At 75.6% G+C, this 18150-nt stretch carries 8 protein-coding genes; 3 read left to right on the top strand and 5 right to left on the bottom strand.

From position 1 onward, the window contains the following. Positions 1 to 12: 12 nt before the first annotated feature. From WME75_RS34725 to WME75_RS34715, 3 genes are all read right to left on the bottom strand, one after another. Entirely contained in the window at positions 13 to 381 is a 369-nt protein-coding gene (locus WME75_RS34725; protein WP_437479922.1) for a VOC family protein, read from the bottom strand. 190 nt (positions 382 to 571) lie between these two features. Beyond that, complete coding sequence (locus WME75_RS34720; protein ID WP_437479919.1) at positions 572 to 1102, bottom strand: hypothetical protein; 531 nt, start codon at positions 1100 to 1102, stop codon at positions 572 to 574. A 452-nt stretch (positions 1103 to 1554) separates the two neighbouring features. Then, positions 1555 to 2238, bottom strand: a complete 684-nt coding sequence (locus WME75_RS34715; RefSeq protein WP_437479916.1) for a hypothetical protein — start codon at positions 2236 to 2238, stop codon at positions 1555 to 1557. A gap of 621 nt (positions 2239 to 2859) precedes the next feature. On the opposite strand from WME75_RS34715, the gene WME75_RS34710 reads away from it, so the two are divergent. Both WME75_RS34710 and WME75_RS34705 read left to right on the top strand, forming a co-directional pair. Further along, positions 2860 to 15042 (top strand): tetratricopeptide repeat protein, encoded by a 12183-nt coding sequence (locus tag WME75_RS34710; protein ID WP_437479914.1) that lies wholly within the window; start codon positions 2860 to 2862, stop codon positions 15040 to 15042. A 376-nt stretch (positions 15043 to 15418) separates the two neighbouring features. Further along, positions 15419 to 15757, top strand: a complete 339-nt coding sequence (locus tag WME75_RS34705) for an HU family DNA-binding protein (protein ID WP_437479911.1) — start codon at positions 15419 to 15421, stop codon at positions 15755 to 15757. 185 nt (positions 15758 to 15942) lie between these two features. Here the strand turns inward: WME75_RS34705 and WME75_RS34700 are convergent, their stop codons facing one another. Together WME75_RS34700 and WME75_RS34695 are read right to left on the bottom strand one after the other, a co-directional pair. Then, positions 15943 to 16545: a hypothetical protein gene (locus WME75_RS34700; RefSeq protein WP_437479909.1), complete on the bottom strand. Its 603-nt coding sequence runs from the start codon at positions 16543 to 16545 to the stop codon at positions 15943 to 15945. A 188-nt stretch (positions 16546 to 16733) separates the two neighbouring features. After that, positions 16734 to 17012 carry a hypothetical protein gene (locus WME75_RS34695; protein WP_437479906.1) on the bottom strand — a complete coding sequence of 93 codons (279 nt, stop codon included), beginning with the start codon at positions 17010 to 17012 and terminating at the stop codon, positions 16734 to 16736. Between the two features lie 302 nt (positions 17013 to 17314). Here WME75_RS34695 and WME75_RS34690 point away from each other — a divergent pair, with 302 nt between their 5' ends. Beyond that, entirely contained in the window at positions 17315 to 18103 is a 789-nt protein-coding gene (locus WME75_RS34690) for a hypothetical protein (protein WP_437479903.1), read from the top strand. Positions 18104 to 18150 lie beyond the last annotated feature (47 nt).

Below are 18150 nucleotides of genomic sequence, written 5' to 3'. Positions count from 1 at the left end.
TCCGCGCCGGCTTCATGCGCTCTTCCTGAGCTTGTGCAAGATGATGGTGTTGCCTTCGGTGTCTTGCATGACCGCCATGCGGCACACCGGCGATTGCACGTCGTCGGCCATGAACTCCACGCCTTCGCTCTTGAGCCGCGCGACGAGCACGTCCAGGTCTTCGACCTCGAACGCGATGCTCGCGCCGCCCGGAGCGGCTGCCGACTTCGGATCGGGGTGATTGAACAGCGCCAGGCAGCCGCCGCCCGGCAGGTCATATTCGGTCCACCCCCCGTTGTCCGAGTGGCTGCCCACGCGCAGGCCGAGCGTGCCTTCGTAAAAAGCGCGAGCGCGCGGCGTGTCCTTCACCGGAAACATCGTAAATGCCACTTTTTTCAGCATAAAGCATCTCCAATGCGTCGTGGACCGGCAGGCTACCCACGGCCAGGCTACCGGCTCCACGTCGCAGAAGATATCAGATCGCAACGTCGGTGAGGCCCGCGGACGTGAGCGCGCTCAGGAGCAGGAGGCGGAGCGCCCCGCGAGCGGCCCGAGGTGGGCAGCGGCCCGCGAGGCGCGCCGCGCGGCGGCGTCAGGGCTGGGTGGCGCCCTGGCCTTCTCCCTCGTCGCTGCCGGCGAGACCCGGGCACTTTTGCGAGATCAGATCGCACGCCGGGATGGCCGCCTCCAGCTCGGTCTCGGTGGAAGCGCACGTGAGCGCCCGGACCTGCGTGACGTGCGCGAGCAGGCACGCCTCGTACTCGGCCACGGTCGCGGTGCAGCCCGTGAGCGCTTCGGCCGGCGGCAGACAGCTCTCCGCAGGCGCCGCGGCCTCGTCCGCCCGCGGCTGCTGGGTCTCGGCCATGCACTTCTCCTTCACCACGCTGCACACCCCTCCGACCGTGGACCACAGCATGCCGACGAACTCACAGGTGTCCTCCTTGGAGAGCGAGAGGCTCGGCGTGAGCGACTGGCACGTGGACTCGACATCTACGGCCGTGAGGTCCTTGAGTTGCTTGCTGCTCACATCGGCGGGTATCGGAGCGGCCGCAACGTCCTTGCCGCCCCAGAGGACGAGCGACAGGAAGGCCGAGAGTGCTCCGAAGCGAATCAGTCGGTTCATTCGTTCTCTCCCTTGTAATTGCGGCCGTCTCCAGCCGCGGAGGGGCTCGGGAGCAACCGACGTACCGGGGGCCCCGTTGTGCACGATGGGACCGCGCGCGCCCGGCGCAGCAGGGCGGGCGGCGACGGAGAGCCATTCGCCCTCCAAGCTTCCCGTCTTCCTCGTCGGGCGCTCTGGCGAGATCCCATGAGATCCACCTTGCCGGCCTGGAAACCCGCGCGCGCTGGCCGGGCGGGCAGGATGGGTACAGGGCTGCTCGCCTCCTGGAGAGGGACAGAACACCGGGGACGGCCCGGGAGGAGAAGAGATTGAGCCGCCAAGGCGCCAAGGCGCAAAGAAGCGAATTCCTGGGCTCTGCTGGCGTCCTTGGTCTTGACGGTGTCAACTCCGGTCGCTGTGGCCGGCGAGGCCGAGCGCCGCGCCGGAGCGACGGAGGGCCCGGGCGCCGGCCGTCAGGCGAGCTCGCGCTCGCCGCCCGGATACACGAAGGAGTCGCGGGGCGAGTACCACGAGGCGCTCTTCACCACCTGGATCGGGCTCCCGGGGCGCAGGGCATACACCGGATGATCCTTCGCGAGGAACTCGACGGACAGGAGCTCGTAGGGATCGGCCATGTCCGCGATGTAGGGATAGTTGCCGGCCACGAGCCGATCCCCGATCTTCGTCACATAGGTGAGGTGGCCGCGCGCGACGACGCCGATCTTGTTGCCGACGTGCGCCCGCGTCCGGAGGATGGGCACGCCGTCCACCGAGGTCGTCGCCACGAGCTCCCTGCCGTGCAGCTCGAGCGTCGTCGACCCGGGCGACGCCGGCACGCCGCGCTCGCTCACGTACCGGCGCACCGCTTCGGAAGAGTTGAAGTAGTGCGTGAAGAAGCGGGCCGGGCCCGCGCCGTCCGGCGTCGTGTGACCCGCGAGATCCAGCCCCAGGTAGGTGAGCGAATACGCTCCGAAGCCGGAGGTCTGCTCCGGCTTGTCGACCACGTACTGGTTCATGTAAATGGCCCTGTTCGCGGCGGGCCTGAGTCCGTTCGGCAAGAGCGCCGCGGCGGCGTCCGGATCGGCCGGTATCCAGCTCGAATAGAGCATCCGGCTATCGATGACCATCTGCGGCGCGGCGAGCTTCGACTCCGACATGGTGCGGTCCTTCTCCCCCCCGGGAAGAACGAGCACTATCACAACCCGCCGCCCGGCGATCCGCGGCGGCCAGGGGGAGAATACGGAGACCTGGTTCGTCGAAGCTGGCTCGGAGGCTTCGACGCGAGGAGTCGGACAGGGGAACCCCACGTGATGAACCATGCTGCGCGGCGGGCGCGATCAACCTCGGGCCGCCGTCGCTCGGGCCGCCTCGGCGCTCGAGGTGGCAAGACGGCGGCGGTGCGCCTACCCGAGCGCCGCGGAGCAGACAACGTATCACCCCGAAGCGCGCCCGCCGGTCGCGCGTCCGGGACCGCCTGGAGACGGGGCCAGGCGCCCGCGGGCGGGGCAGGCGCGGTCGCCCCACCACGCCTCACCGCATCTCTGTACCTCTGCCCCGGCCATGCGTCGCCGTCGTCGCCGCGCTCCCGCGCGCCGCGCAACGCCGCCTCCGGCGGTTGAGCCCGCCCCGCCCGCGCCGAACCCCCGATCGCCGAGCCCATTTGGGAAACGCTCCTGTTACCTTGGGCGACGCTCCGCAGCGCACTGCGGGCGCAGGTTCGACGGCAGCGCCGGCACGCCGGCGCCTTGCCCCATCGCCAGCCGAGGTCCGGATCCAACATGCAGCAGGACTCGAAGAGCGCGCGCGTCTCGTTTCGTATCGACAACCTCGAAGCTGCGCTCGAGCAGGGGATCGACAACGAAGCAGCCGCGCTCGACGTGCTCGTGGCCGCCGCGGCGAAGGGAAGCCCGCACCCGGAGCTGTGGGCGAAGCTCCACGAATCCGCCGCGCACCACGACCGGTTCTCCGAGCTCGCGTTCGCGTACGAGCGCTTCGCCAGCGAGCGGCGGTTCGGGATGCTGCCGCAGGCCGCCCAGGCCGAGGTCCTCGTCCACGCCGCCGAGTTCCTCGCCGACTTCTTCGGCGACCCCGGCGGCGCTCGCCCCTATCTCGAGCGCGCGCTCTCCGTCCTGCCCTCGCACCCCGAGGCCTTCGTCCGCCTCGAGCGCATCCTCAAGGAGGCGAACGAGCCGCCCAAGCTCGCGGACCTCTACGCCCTCGCCGCGGGCTACCGCGCAGACCGCGCCGAGCAGCTCGCGCTGCTCCGCCGCGCCTACGAGCTCGTCGAGGCCAGCGCGAAGGAAGAGGAGCGCGCGGTCAAGCTGCTCCAGCAGATCCTCCGGACCGACCCCGGCGACTCGTCGGCTCGCTGGGCGCTCGAGGCGCGCTACGCGCGCGCCGGGCGGCTCCAGGAGATCGCGAGGATACTCGAGCCGGCGCTCGCCGCGGAGACGCCGCCGCCCGACGCGCTCGAGATCCGCGCGCGGCTCATCGACCTCTACAGCGGCCCGCTCAAGGAGATCGAGCGGGCGCTGCCGCACATCGAGGAGGTGCTCGCGCAGAACCCGGGCCACCAGGCCGCCTTCCGCGTCGCAGAGGCCCTGCTCGGGCGCAAGACCGTCCTCGTGCGCGCGGCCGCGGCGCTCGAGGCCGCGCACGCGCGGCGCGGGAGGTCGCAGGAAGCGGCGCGCATGATGGCCCTCCAGATCGAGAACCTCCGCGGGCCGCGCCGCGTCGAGGTGCAGAAGCGGCTCGTCGAGCTGCAGTTCCAGAGGCTCGGCGATCTCGCGGCGGCGTTCTCGCTGTCCGAGCAGATCCTCGCGGTCGATCCGTCCGACGAGGCCGTGCGCGAGCGCTTCCTCGCGCTCGCGTCGGTGCTCGACCGCCGGGCCGACGCGGCGCGCGTGCTCATGCGCGCCGCGTCCGGCGCCAAGGACAAGCCGCTCCGGGCGCACATCGCCGCCGAGCTCGGCGAGCTATACGACGGCCTCGGGGAGGGCCGGAAGGCGCGCGCGTCGTTCCAGCAGGCGCTCGACGGCGAGCCCGACGCCGCGGCCGTGCTGCGCGCGGCCCGCGGGCTGGCGAAGCTCTGCGAGCGCGAGCGCGACGCGCGCGGGCTCGCCGGCGCGCTCGAGCGGCTCGCCGAGGCCGAGACGGAGGCCGAGGCGCGCGAGGCCGCGGCGGAGCAGCTCGCGCGCCTCTACGAGGAGGAGCTCAACGACGCCGCGGGCGCGATCGCCGCCTACCGCAAGCTCGCGGAGGCGGGCTCCTCGCGCGAGCCGCGCGCCCTCGCCGCGCTCGAGCGGCTGTACGAGGCCTCGGCCGCGCACGAGGGCCTCGCGTGGGTCCTCGAGCGGCGCGCCGAGACGGAGCCGGACCGCCGCACGGCGCGGGAGCTCGCGTTCCGCGCGGCCGACCTGCGCACCCGGCTCGCCGACCTGCCGGCCGCCGTCGCCGCATGGCGCCGCTACCTCGCGTCGTTCGGGGCGTCGCGCGAGGCGCACGCGCGGCTCATCCCGCTGCTCGAGCAGGAGCGGCGCTGGGCCGAGCTCGAGGCGCTCCTCGAGGCCGAGGCCGAGCTCGCGGCCGGGCAGGAGCGCGCCTCGGCCCTGGGCCGGATCGGCGCGATCCGCATGGCGCGGCTCGACGATCCGGCCGGCGCGATCGCCGCGTACCGCGAGGCGCTCGCGCTCGATCCGACCGATCGGCCGAGCCGGCTCTCGGTCGAGAAGATGCTGGGCCCGTCCCCGGGCAGCGGCGCCGGCGGCGGGGACGCCTCTCCGTCGCGGCAGAGCGCCTACCTTCTGCTGTCCGACGATCAGCGGCTCGCGGCCTGCGCGCTGCTGGAGCCGATCGCGCGCGCGGAAGGCGCGGCGCAGCTCCTCGTGCGCGTGCTCGAGACCCGGGCGGAGATCGCGCCCGTCGTGTGGGCCCCGGGCGCGGCCGCGCCGGCGCCGGCTGACGTCTCGGGCAGGCTCGCGGCGCTCGAGGAGGCGGCCTCCGTCGCCGAGCGCGAGCTCAGGGATCCGAAGAAGGCGCTCGATCTGGCGGCGCGCGGGCTCTCGCTCGCGACCGCGGCCGCGCTCGAGCAGCTCGCCCGGTGGGTCGCCGAGGTCGAGCGGCTGACCGAGCATGGCAGCGAGTCCGCGCGGCGCGCGCCGACGCTCGCCGGGGCGCTCGGCGATCGCGCGGTGGACAGCGCGGCGCTGTCGCACCTCGCGCGGCGGGCGGGCGAGGCGCTGCTCGCGCGCGGCGACGTGACGCAGGCGCTCGCCCTCTACCGGCGGGCGCTCGCCTTCGAGCCGTCGTCGCGCGAGCTCATCGCGCGGGTGGACGCGCTCCTGCGCGAGCAGGGCAGCCCCGAGGAGCGGCTGGCGCTCTACCGCGAGGCGCTCGCGCAGCCGTGCCCGCCCGCGCGGCGGCGCGAGCTCCTGCACGCGATCGGCACGATCCAGCGCCGCGACGTCGGCGACCTCTCGGGGGCGGCCGCGACGTACCGCGCGGCCATCGAGGACGACCCGAGCGACGACGCGGCGTACGAGGCGCTGCTGGAGACGTACGCGGCGGGCGGCGCGTGGGACACGCTCTACGACGCCCTGGCCGAGCGGCTCTCGGGCGCCCCGCTCGACGAGCGCGTCGCGCGCGAGCTGCGCATGGCCGAGGCGGCGGCGAAGGGCGGGAAGGTCCCGAGCGCGGTCGCGCACTACCGCGCGATCCTGTCGGGCGGCGCGGCGCTCGAAGGCGCGGCGCTGTCTGCGATGGAGGCGCTCGCGCTGTCCGCCGGCGACGCCGCGCTGCTCCGCGAGGTGCTCGATCGGCGGGTCACCGCCTCGGGCGATCCGCAGGACGAGGCGCTCTGGCTGGAGCGCCTCGGCGAGCTCTCGGCGTTCGGCATCGGCGCCGCGGGGGCTGCGGAAGCCGCCGGCGATGCAGACGCCCAGGGCGCTGCGGGCGCCGCTGCTGCGCGCGCCACCCCGGGCCCGGGCGACGTCGACGCCGCGGTGGCGGCCTGGCTGCGCGCCGCCGGGCTCGCCGAGGGGCCGCTCGCGGATCCGGAGCGGGCGCAGAAGCTCTACGAGCGCGTGCTCTCCGTCTCGCCGAAGCACCGCGACGCCGCCGGCCGCCTCGCGGCGCTCTACCGCGGACAGGCGGCCTGGGATCGGCTCGCCGCCGTCTGCGAGGTCCTGCTCGACACCGCGACGACCGACGAGGACGCGCTCACCGCGCTCGCGGCCCTCGAGGACGCGGCGATCCGGGCGCGCGCGACGTCGCGCTTCGTCGACGCCGCGCTCGATCTCCGCGATCGCATGAGGACCGAGGGGGAGGGGAGCGCGCCCGCCGACAAGACGGCGGCGGCGCGGGTCCGCACGATCGACGCCGCCCTCGCGCGGGTACTCGCCGCCGATCCCGACCGGCAGGACGACGCCGCGTCCGTCTACCGGCGCCTGCTCTCGCCGCCCGGCGGCGGTGACGCCGCGCCTGGATCGCTCGATCCCGCCGCGCTGGAGGCGTTCCGCGCGTTCCTCGCGCAGAGCCCGGACACGCTCGCGCGCCGCGTGGACCGTCGCTGGCTCTTCACGCTCCTCGTGGAGCGCGCGCGCGAGGGCGAGCGCGTCAGGGCGCTCTCCGCGTGGGCCGCGTGGGAGGAGGAGAACGGCGACCGCGCGGCGGCCGCGGCGCTCTACGCCCGGCTGGTCGAGGCGGATCCCGAGAACGACGACGCGCTCGCGGCGCGGGGGCGCCTCCTCGCCGATCTCGGCGACCACGAGGGCGCGGCGGAGGTGCTCGCGATGCGCCGCGATCGCAGCGAGGGCAGCGCGCGCGTGGCGCTCGACGTCGAGCTCGCGACGCTCCTGCTCGATCAGCTGGATCGGCCGGCGGAGGCGCTCGACGCGGTCGCGCCCGCGATCGAGGCCGGGACGATCGACCCCGCGGTGCTCGAGATCGCGGAGCACGCGCTGGGGCGCCCCGAGACGCAGGCGCGCGCCGCGCTGCTGCTCGAGCGGGCGTGCGACGCGCTCGACGATCCCGAGGCGCGCGTCGCGCTGCTCGAGACGCTCCTCGCGAGCTCGCCCGCGCCGCTCCCGCCGGGCGAGGCCGCGCCCGGCGCCCCGCGCGGCGCGCTCGACGCGGGCAGCCTCGCGTCCGCGCAGCGCGCCGCCGTCCGCCGCGGCTGGTTCGAGCGCCTGCTCGAGCACCACGAGAGCGACGCCGCGCGGGGCCTCGAGGTGGCCCTGCGCGCGGTCTCCGAGCTGCCAGGCGAGCTCGCCCTCTGGGATCGGCTCGAGGAGATCGGCCGCCGGGCGAAGCAGCCCGAGCGCGTCGCGGCCGCTCACGCCGCGGCGCTCGACGACGTGGGCGCGGCGCTCCCGCCCGACGTCATCGAGGAGATCGGCCGGCGGGCCGTCGAGCACCACGAGGAGTGGTTCGACGCGCCGGAGGCCGCCCTCGCGCTGCTCCGCCGGCTCGTGGAGCTCGTGCCGGGCTCGCTCTGGGGCTTCGAGCGGCTCAAGCTCGCCTACAACGCGGCCGAGCGCTGGGAGGACCTCTTCGCGCTCTACGACGCGATGCTCGAGCGCACCACGGTGCCCGACGAGCGCATCTTCCTCCTGGAGGACGCCGCGGCCGTCGCGCGCGACCTCGCCGGCGACGGCGAGCGCACGATGCGCTACCTCGAGCAGCTGCTGCCGCTCCAGGACGACGCGCGCACCCGCGCCGCGCTCGAGCGGCTCTACGAGCGGCACGGCAGGCACCGGCCGCTCATCGATCTCCTGACGGCCGAGCTGCCGAGGCTCTCCGGCGAGGGCGCGGAGCGGCTCCGCGAGCGCATCGCGCTCCTCTGGATCGAGGGGGTCGGCGACGCGGCGTCGGCGCTCCCCGTGGTCGAGCAGCTCCTCGACGCGTGGCTCTCGTCGCGCACGTCCCGCGCGAACGACGCGCCCCCCGCGCCCCGCGCCGCCTTCGCGCTGCTCGAGCGGATCCTCGGGGCGATCCCGGCCGAGCAGGCGCCCGCCGGCGAGGCGGGCGCGCTCGCCGCGCGCGCGGCGCGGCAGCGCTCGGCCGTCCTGCTCGCGAAGCACTACCGCGAGGAGGGGCGGCCGGAGGACCTCGTGCGCGTGCTGGAGATCCAGCTCGAGGGCGCCGACGTCGACGACCGCCCGGCGCTGCTGCGCGAGATCGTGCGGCTCCGCCGCGACGCCCTCGGCGACGAGCCGGGCGCGTTCGCGCGGCTCGCCGAGCTCGTCGAGCTCAGGCCGTCGGACGCCGGCGATCGCGCCGAGCTCGCCGAGCTCGCCGAGCGCCTCGGCCGGCACGATCGCCTGGCCGAGGTCCTCGCCGCGGCCGAGCCGCGCGCCGGCGATCCGCAGCAGGCGCTCGCGCTCGTCCGTGACGCCGCGCTCCTCCGCCGCGACCGGCTCCGCGACGCGGACGGCGCGATCGCGCTCTTCCGCCGGCTCTCCTCGCTGGCCGAGCGCCACGGTGACGCCGCGGCCGCGCGGGACGCCTCCCGCGCGCTCGATCGGCTCTTCGCCGAGGGCGACCGCATCGCCGAGCGGTGCGACGTGCTCGACACGCTCGCCGCGATCGAGACGGACCCGGCGGCGCGGCGCGAGGCCCTGGGCGAGCTCGCGCGGCTCGCCTCGTCGCGACTCCACGACGAGGCGCGGGCGATCGCGGCGTACTCGGCGCGCCTCACCGACGACCGCCAGGACCTCGAGGCGCTCGACGGGCTCGCGACCCTCCTCGAGGAGGGCGGGCGTTACCGGGAGCTCACGGCCGTGCTGGAGCGCCGCGCGGCGGTGCGCGGCGGCGTGGGCGGCCGGCGCGATCTCGGGCGCGTCGCGCGGCTCTTCGAGCGCGAGCTCGGCGACGCCGATCAGGCCATCGCCACCTGGCGCCGCATCCGCGAGGAGCTCGCGCCCGATCCCGAGAGCGGGGACGCGCTGGCCGCGCTCTACACGCGCGCCGAGCGCTGGGACGACCTCGTCGCGCTGCTCGAGGTCGAGGCGTCCGCGGCGGGCGCGCTCCCCGGCGGGGCCGGCGCGGCGCGCAGCGCGGAGCTCTTCCGGCGGCTCGGCGACGCGCACCGCGATCGCACGCTCGCGTGGGAGCGCGCCGTCGAGGGCTACCGCCGCGCGCACGAGGCCGAGCGGGCCGCGCGCGGCGAGGCCGGGGAGCGCGGCGAGGGCGGGGAGGGGACCGCGCACGGGTCGCCCACGGCGCGCGCGGGCCTGGAAGAGCTGCTCCGCCGCGTCGATCCGGCGTCGGCCGAGCACCGCGGCGCGCTGGTCGCCGCCGTGGGCGCGCTGCTCGAGATCTGCGCCTCCGCGGACGACTGGCGCGCAGTTGTCGCGCTGCTCGAGCCGCGGCTCGCCGCGGCCGAGGCGGACGTCGAGCGGGTCGCCATCCTGAAGGCCTCCGCCGCGCTCCTCGAGGAGCGCGGCGGCGACCGGGAGGGCGCCTTCGAGCTCGCCTTCCGCGCGTTCCTCCTCTCGCCCGGCTCCGAGCCGCCCGAGGGCCTCCTGCGGCTCACCGATCTCGCGGCCCGCTGGCACACGATCGCCGACGCGCTCCCCGAGCTCGAGCGCCGCGGCGACGTGCCGGCCGGGGCGCTCCGCGACCTCACCTTTCGCGTCGGCCGCTGGCACCGCGACGCGCGCGCCGACGCGGACGCGGCCGAGCGCGCGTTCGAGCGGGCGCTCCTCCACGACCCCACGAACGGCGCCATCCTGCTCGACCTCGCGGAGCTCCTCCGGCACAGGCGCGGGCCCTCGCTCGTCCCGACCCTGCTCCGGCTCGCGGCGGCGACCGGGCACGACCTCGCCCTCTACCGCGAGGCCGTCGAGACCGCGCGCGAAGCGGGCGACGCGGCCCCGGCCCGCGAGATCGCCGCCGAGCTCCTCGAGATCGCCGTGCGGCGCCTCGGCGACGGGGAGGGCCAGCCTCCGGTCCCCGGCGCGTGGCCCCCCTCGCGCGCCGCGCTGTGGGCGATCGACGCGCTCCTCGGCATGCTCGCGGACGCGGGCGACAGGCCGCAGATCGTCGCGCTCTGCAGGCGCGGCGCCGCGCTCCCGTTCGCGTCGAGCGAGCAGCGCCGGCTCCTGCGCGTCGCGGCCGAGGCGGCGGAGCCCGAGGCGGCGATCGTCCTCTACAGCGGGCTCTTCGAGGACGAGCCGGCGGACGAGCCGGTCGGCGAGCGCCTCGCGGCGCTCCTCCGGAAGGCCTCGCGGCGCGAGGAGCTCGTGCGCCTGCGCGAGCGGCAGATCGAGGTCTCGGTCAACCCCGATCGCCGCGTCGCGCTCCGGTACGACGCCGCGGAGCTCCTCTCGGACACCGCGCGCGCCGCCGAGGCGATCGCGCTGCTCCGCCGGAACCTCGCGGAGAGCCCGGGGCACGCCGCGTCGATCGACAAGCTCGCCTCGCTCCTCGAGGCGGGCGGGCTGCACCGCGAGCTCATGCTGCTCCGTGAGGAGCAGGCGGCCGCGCGCGAGGCCGCCGGGGCCGGCCCGGCGGCCGCCGAGCTCTGGCTCCAGGCGGCGTCCCTCGCCGAGCACGAGCTCAACGAGTCGGAGCGCGCGATCGCGAGCTACGGCCGCGCCGCGGAGATCGGCTCCGTCGAGGCGCTCGACGCCCTCGCCCGGCTGCTCGCCCGCCGCGGCGAGCACGCGGCGGCCGCCGAGGCGCTCGAGCGGCTCTGCGCGGGCGCGCCGCCCGAGGAGCTGCACCAGGCTGCGCTCCGCCTCGCGGACGCGTACCTCGCCGCCGGCGAGCCTGACCGCGCCCGCGCCGCCCTCGAGCGGGCGGTGTCCCGCGCCGCGCAGCCCGCGCCGCTCCGCGAGCGGCTCGCGTACCTCTACCGCGCGTCGGGCGCGTGGAGCGCGCTGGCCGAGCTCATCGCGGGCGACGCCGCGCGCGCCGACGAGGCGCCGGCCCGGCTCTCGCTCCTCCGCGAGGCCGCGGACCTCTACCTCACGCGCGGCGGCTCGCCCGCCGCCGCGATCCCGCTGTTCGACGAGGCCATCGTCCTCGCCCCCGACGACCTCTCGCTGCGCCTCGCGCGGAGCCGCGCCCTCTCCGCCGCGGGCAGGACCGACGACGCCACCGCCGCCCTGCGCGCGATCATCGCCGATTTCGGCAGTCGCCGCCCCAAGGAGCGCGCGTTCGTGCATTACGAGCTCGCCCGCGTCGCCCTCACCACGGGCGACCGCGCCCGCGCGATGGCGGAGTTCGACCTCGCGCTGCGCGTCGATCCCGCGCACCCCGATGCGCTCCACGGCCTCGCCGGCCTCGCCCTCGAGGACGGCCAGCTCGAGCGCGCGCACCGCGCCTACCGCGCGCTGCTGCTCGTCGTGCGCCGGCCCCGCGACGAGGGCGAGGGGCTCGTCGGCGCGCGGCGGAGCACGATGCCGCCCATGCGCTCCAGCATGGCCCTGCCGGCCGCGACCTCGTTCAGCCGGGCCGAGGTCCTCCTCGCGCTCGGCGAGATCGCGCGGCGGCAGGGGGCGCCTGATCGCGAGGTGGAGTACGTCGAGTCCGCCTTCGAGGCGGCGCGCGAGAGCGACGCCGAGCACGAGAAGCTCCTCGCCGCGCTGCGCGCCCGCGGGCGCCACGACCTGCTCGCCCGCGCGCTCGAGGCGCGGCTCGCCGGCCCGGCCCTCGAGCCCGCCGAGGACGCCGCCGCGGCGCTCGGTGAGCTCGCGTCGCTCTACGAGGGGCCGCTCGATCGCCTGGAGCCCGCGCTCGCGGCCCGCCTGCGCGCGCTCGATCTCACGCCGGGCGCGGGCCCCGCCCACGACGCCGCCCTCGATCTCGCGCGCCGCCTCGACCAGACGCGCCGGTACCTCGACCTCGTCGAGCGGCTCGTCGCGCGGGCGGCCGGCGAGCCGTACGAGATCGCGCTCCTGCTCCGCTTCGGCCGCGCCCTCGAGCTCGCGCCGGACAGCCAGGAGCGCGCCGCGGCCGTCTACCGCCGCGCCGAGGCGAAGATCGCGGCCGGCGGGCCCTCCGCCGGCCGCGAGGCGGGCGTCGACGTCGAGCCGCTGTGGCGCTCCCTGGAGGCCCTCTACGCGCGCCTCGGCGACCGCCCGGCGCAGGCCGACGTCCTCCGCAAGCGCATCGCCCACGCCGACGCCGCGCGCCCCGACGCCGCGCCGGCCGCCCCCGCGAACCGCCCGGATCGCGCCGAGCCGCGGTACCGCCTGGCCGCGCTGCTCGCGTCGGACCCGGCGGAGGTCGATCCGGCGATCTCGCTCCTCGAGGAGGCGCTCGATCTCCACGCCGATCCGGACCGCGCCGAGGCGATCCTGCGGGACGCGCTGCGCGCCGATCCGAGGAACCCGCGCGCGATCCGCCTCTTCGAGCGCCTCGCCCGGCAGAGCGGGCGCCCGCGCGCGCTCGTGGACGCGCTGCTCCTCCTCGCGGAGATCGAGGGCCCGCTCGTCCTCGAAGAGGCGGTCCGCACCGCCCGCGCGTTCGGCGACCGCGAGCAGGCCGAGTCGATCTTGCAGCGCATCGTCGGCCCGGGCGCGCCGCCCTCGTCCGACCCGCCCAGCGCCGCGTGGGCGCTCGTCGCGCTGGCCGAGCTCCGCGAGGAGGCCGGCGATCTCGCGGCCGCCGCGTGGCTGTGCGAGCGCGCCGCGCGCGCCTCGGAGCCCGAGGACGAGCGCGCGCTGCTCCTGCACGCCGCGGAGCTCGCCGCGAACCCCCTCGACGACCTCTCCCGCGCCGCGCGCCTCTACGAGGAGCTCCGCGCCCGCGAGCCCGCCGAGCGCGAGATCTGGATGCCCCTCGCCGGCGTGTACCGCCGGAGCGGCGACGCCGCGCGCCTCTCCGCGCTGCTCGAGGAGACGGTCCCCCTCGTCGACGACCTCTCCGAGCGCTGCGCGCTGCGCCTCGAGCGCGCGCGCCTCCTCGCGCGGGAGTCGCCGGCCCAGGCGGCGCTCCTGCTCCGCGACATCCTCGACGAGGACCCGACCCAGGTGGAGGCCGCCATCCTCCTCGCCACGATGCTCGAGGAGGCCGGCCGCACCGAGGAGCTCGGCGAGCTCTTCGCCCTGCAGCTCGACGCCGCGAAGGACCGCGGCGACGTCGCCTCGATCGCGTCGATCTCGATGCGCCTCGGCGCCCTCCTCGAGCAGCGCGGCGACGATCGCGGCGCGCGCGACGTCTACCTCGGGGCGGTGGACTGGGACGCCTCGAACCGCGACGTCCTGCGCGCCCTCGTGCGCCTCGGCCGGAAGCGCGACAACGCCGACGATCTCGTCGACTCGCTCGAGAAGCTCCTGCGCATCGAGCAGGGCGGCGAGGCGGCCGAGCTCGCGCTGGAGCTCTCCGAGCTGCACGGCGCGCGCGGGGACGACGTCGCCGCCGAGGCCGCCCTCAAGGCCGGCTACGCCGTCTGCCCCACGAGCGACCGGCTCCGCGAGGAGCTCGCGTCGCGCTACGCGGCCCGCGAGGCGTGGCACGCGCTCGCCGAGCTCCACGTGCTCACGGCGCACGTCGCCGGCACCGACGAGGCGCGCGTCGGGGCTCTCCGCCGCGCCGCCGAGATCCTCCGCGACCGCGCGGGCGACGCCGCCGCCGCGGCCGAGCTCCTCGAGCGCGCCCTCCGCGTCGCCCCCGGGGATCGCGACGTCCTGCTCGCGCTCATCGACGCGTGCGGCGCGGCCTCCGAGCACGCCCGCGCGGCCCGCGCGCTCACGGCGACGCTCGAGGCGAGCCCGGACGACCCGTGGCTCTACCGCGCGCGGGCCGAGGTCCACGGGGCGCTCGGGCAGGGCGACCGCGCGCTCGCCGATCTCGAGCGCGCCTACGCGCTCGGCGGCGCCGAGTTCGCGCGCGAGCTCGTCGCCGAGCTCGATCGGGCGCTCGCGCGCGCGGCGGCGCGGCCCGCCGAGGCCGAGCCCGCGTCGGAGGGGTCGGCGGCCGTCGCGCCGCGCGCGCTCCGGCTGCGCCTCGCCGAGATCCTCGCGCGCTCGGGCGATCTCGAGCGCGCGCGCGGCCACCTCGGCGATCTGCTCCACGTCGACTCCAAGGATCGCGCGGCGCTCAAGGCGCTCGCCGGCCTCGAGGAGTCCGCCGAGCGGTGGGACGCCGCGAGCGCCGTCTACCGCCGGCTCATCGCGCTCGAGGAGGGCGACGCCCTCGTCGCCACCGCGCTCCGCCTGGCGGGCGCCTGCGCGCGCGCCGGCCACCTGAGCGACGCCCGCGGCGGTCTCGAGCGCGCGCGCCGCGCCGCGCCGGGCAACACCGAGATCCGCGATCGCCTGCGCGCGCTCTACGCCGAGATCGGCGCGAGCCGCGAGCTCGCCGCCATCACGCTGGAGGACGCCGCGGCCGCGTCCGACGTGGCTGGCCGCTTCACCCTCCTCGTCAAGGCTGGCCGTTTGCTCCTCGACGTCGGCGACGCGGCGCAGGCGGCCCCGGTGCTCCGCGAGGCGCGCTCGCTCCGCCCGGAGGATCACGAGGTTGCCCTCCTGCTCGTGGACGCCCTGACGGCCGCGGGCAGCCCCAGGGAGGCGCGCGCGGTCACCTCGGAGCTCATCGTCGCCAGCAAGGGTCGCCGCTCGCGGCTCCTCGGCGCCGTCTACCACCGCCTCGCGCGGATCGAGGACGCCGAGGGGAATTTGAGCGAGTCGCTCACTGCGCTCTCGAGGGCGCTCGAGAACGACCCTCAGAACGGCGAGCTCGCCATGGCGCTCGGCGAGAGCGCGCTCGGGCTGGGGGAGCAGGACCTCGCCGCGCGCGCCTACCGCGCGGTCACCCTGATGAAGATTGCCCCCGAGCCCGGCGAGGGTGGCACCACGCTCGCCGCGCGCGCGCTCGCCTATTACCACCTCGGGGCGATGGCGTTCGCGGCCGGCGACCGCCGCAAAGCGCGCCTGATGCTCGACAAGTCCGTCTCCGAGGACGGGTCGCTCGAGGCGGCCCGGGCGCTCCTCGACGAGCTGCGCGCCGGCTAAACCCCCCTCCCGCCCGTCTCCGCAGGTATGCCCAGGTCGCGGCGGCCGCCGCCCTCGCAGCCGCCCTCGCGGCCGCCCGAGGCGGCGCGCCGGGGCGCCGGGCCGCCCGTTTTCAGCGGTATTTTGCGGCCTTCTGGCCTCTCGACGGCGCCTCTCCGGCCCACGGCGGCGCCGCGCCGCCGGCCCTCCCAGCGGCTCGTTCCCCCTCTGGCGCGCCGCTCCGGCGCGGCCTTTCAGGGGTCCGCGCGATGCCCGCTCTCAGAAATCGCGTTTTCTCCCCGCATTTTTGTCTTTTTTTGTCCTGAGTCGTGTGTAAGGTTCACTAAGGCTGTGCGCGACGAGGTGTCGCGCGCGGGCTCATGTCCAGGAGAGTGCCATGGCAACTAAGAAGACGGCCGGGGGCGGCGCGAAGAAGACGTTGAGCAAGAGCGGCCTGATCCAGGCCATCACCGAAGCTGCCGGTGATGAGCTGAGCCGCAAGCAGGTGAAGAACGTTCTCGAGTCCCTCATCTCGATCGGTCATCGCGAGCTGAAGAAGTCGGGCGTGTTCACGCTCCCCGGCTTTGCGAAGTTCCGGGTGATCAAGCGCCCTGCGACGAAGGCGCGCCAGGGGATCAACCCGTTTACCAAGCAGCCGATGACCTTCGCCGCGAAGCCGGCGAGCAAGTCGGTCCGCGCTCGGCCGATCAAGGCCATCAAGGACGCGCTCCTCTAGACATACGCATCTCCAGCGGAGCGCAGGGCGGCCACGGCGACGTGGCCGTTCTTGCTCCATGGCCCCGCGCCGGCCTCGGGTCGCCCCGGGCGTGTCTGGCGGGGCCCGGCGCCGCCGGCCTGATCCCGCTCCGGGGGCCGGGCAGCGGCGGAGCCGCCGCCCGCGCCGTCACGTCGCTTCTTGCGTCATTTCTTGCGGCTGTAGGCCTGCGCTGCCACTGGACCCGATCCGGTGCGCGCTTTGACAACCAGCTTCACCGTCGCCGGGATGGGGAACGGCCACTGGTAGCAGCTCTGCTTGGCTCCGATGGCGGCTGTCGGGCCGGTGTCCGAGTCGACGGCGACCACCGGTTTCAGGTTGAACGCGGCGAGCCCCGGCTGTCCTCCGGCGTTGAGGTCGAGCTCCAGCTGGAGATCGACCTCGGTGACGGTGGGGAGCGCCTGCGCCAGGAACGTGTAGCAATGGCCCGGTTGGAGCATGAAGGTCTGCCCCGAGGCCGTCTGCCCCTCGGGCACCACGTTGCACACCGGCGCCCCTTCCGGCTGCATCTTCGGCGCCTCGCCGGTGGCGCGGCCCTGGAACATGGTGGTCATCGCGAGCGACTGGACTCCATCGCAGGGCGACGCCGTGGGCACCCCGACCGTCGGCAGGCCGGCGTCCGGGGGCGGGGTGGACGCTGTCGGCTGCGGGGGCGGCAGCGCCCCCGCGTCCGGGGGATCGTCCGCGAACTCCGACTCCTTGCTGCCGCCGCCGCAACCCAGCGCTGCCGCCGAGAGAGCCAGGAGCACTGCTGAACCCAACGACCTACCCGTCACCGTCATCTGCGGCCTCCTCGCGCACAGCCCCGCCGCACGCCGCGGCTCCTCGTTTGGACAGCTGCGCTCGCGGGCGCTCATACACCCGACAGGGGCCGGGGGCTATGTGCGAGGCGTCTTCGCGCAGGCGGGCCAGCGCAGGCGGCCGCCTCTCGCGCCGATCAGCCGGACCCGCCCACGAGCTCGCGCAGGATGCACATGCGCGCCACGAGGAGCGCCTCGGGCCGGATCGCGTCGTCGAGGTACGCGGCCGAGTTCGCCTCCGCCAGCGACTCGCGCAGCATTCCCTGCTCCAGGAAGGTGACCGCGCGCCCGAGGTGCAGCCGCGCCCTGTCGGCGGCGATCCCCATGCCCGCGCTCGCCAGCATCTCTCGTTCCAGGAACCACTGAGCAAACTCTCCGGGATGATCGAGCTTCGCGCGGGAGCCTTGGTCGGTCATGCTGTAGTTTACCTCACGTTTGGCCCTCGGCCAGCCGAGCCTGGCAGCAGTGACGCTGGAAATCGTGGCAGAAGCAGCATCAATCCGCCGGACGGGCGCGATGAAAGCGAGGGCGTGACACGTCCAAAGCGACATCCATCGGGCGGCCCTGGAGCCCGGTTGAGCGGGCCTCGGGGGTTCGCTCCGGGCAGCTCCCCGCGAGCGAACCGTTGCGTCGCGAGCCCGTCAGTGAGATTGAACGCGGCGTTCTGCCGGAATTCGAGGAGGTTCTTTTGCTCCGTACGATTGGCGTTCTGCCAGCCATGGTCCTCACCGCCGCCCTCGCTGCTGGTTGTCAACAGCGAGAGGCTTCCACGCCGCCGAGCTATGCGAGCCAGCCCCCACCCGGCTACTACCAGCAGCCGGGATACCAGCAGCCGGGGTACCAGCAGCCCGGCTATCAGCAGCCCGGATACCAGCAGCCCGGCTATCAGCAGCCCGGATACCAGCAGCCGCCGCCCGGGTACCAGCAGCCGGCCCCGACGCAGCCGGCCCCGACGCAGCCGGCCCCGACGCAGCCGGCCCCGGCGCCCTCGGCGCAGCCCGGCGGCTTCCCGTGGCCGTTCCCGCTCCCTGGCCAGCCGACCGGCGGCCAGCCGACCGGCGGCCAGCAGCCCGCCCCGAGCGGCGGGAGCAGCACCGGCAGCGCGTCGCCGGTCGACCCGAACTTCGCTACCGCCGCGACTATCCCGCTGAACAACCTCGCCGCGACCGAGGCGCCGGGCATGACGAAGGAGGGAGGGCCGATCGCGGGCCAGTTCACCGCCGGGCAGACGCTCGAGCAGCAGATCCAGCTGATGCCTGGCAAGTGCTACACGATCCTCGGCGTCGGCGCGGGGATCACCGAGCTCGACATCAGCCTCGTCGCCTTGACCCCGATCCCGATGGGCTCGTCGGTGCTGGCGCAGGACAACTTGACCGGCGCGAACGCCGCGCTCGGCGGCCGGGGCAACTGCTACCGCTGGTCGCTGCCCGTGGGCATCAACGCCAAGTACATCGTCAAGGCCACCGCCGGCTCGGGCGTGGCGGCCGCGCAGCTCTACGTGAAGTGACGCCGCAAAAGCACCGAGGACGCCGGGAGATCTCTCTCCGGGCGTCC

It is taken from the genome of Sorangium sp. So ce1014, from assembly GCF_051521505.1.
GTDB lineage: Bacteria > Myxococcota_A > Polyangia > Polyangiales > Polyangiaceae > Sorangium.
Note: the sequence above shows the minus strand (reverse complement) of the source record. Positions and strands in the feature narration are given on the sequence as shown.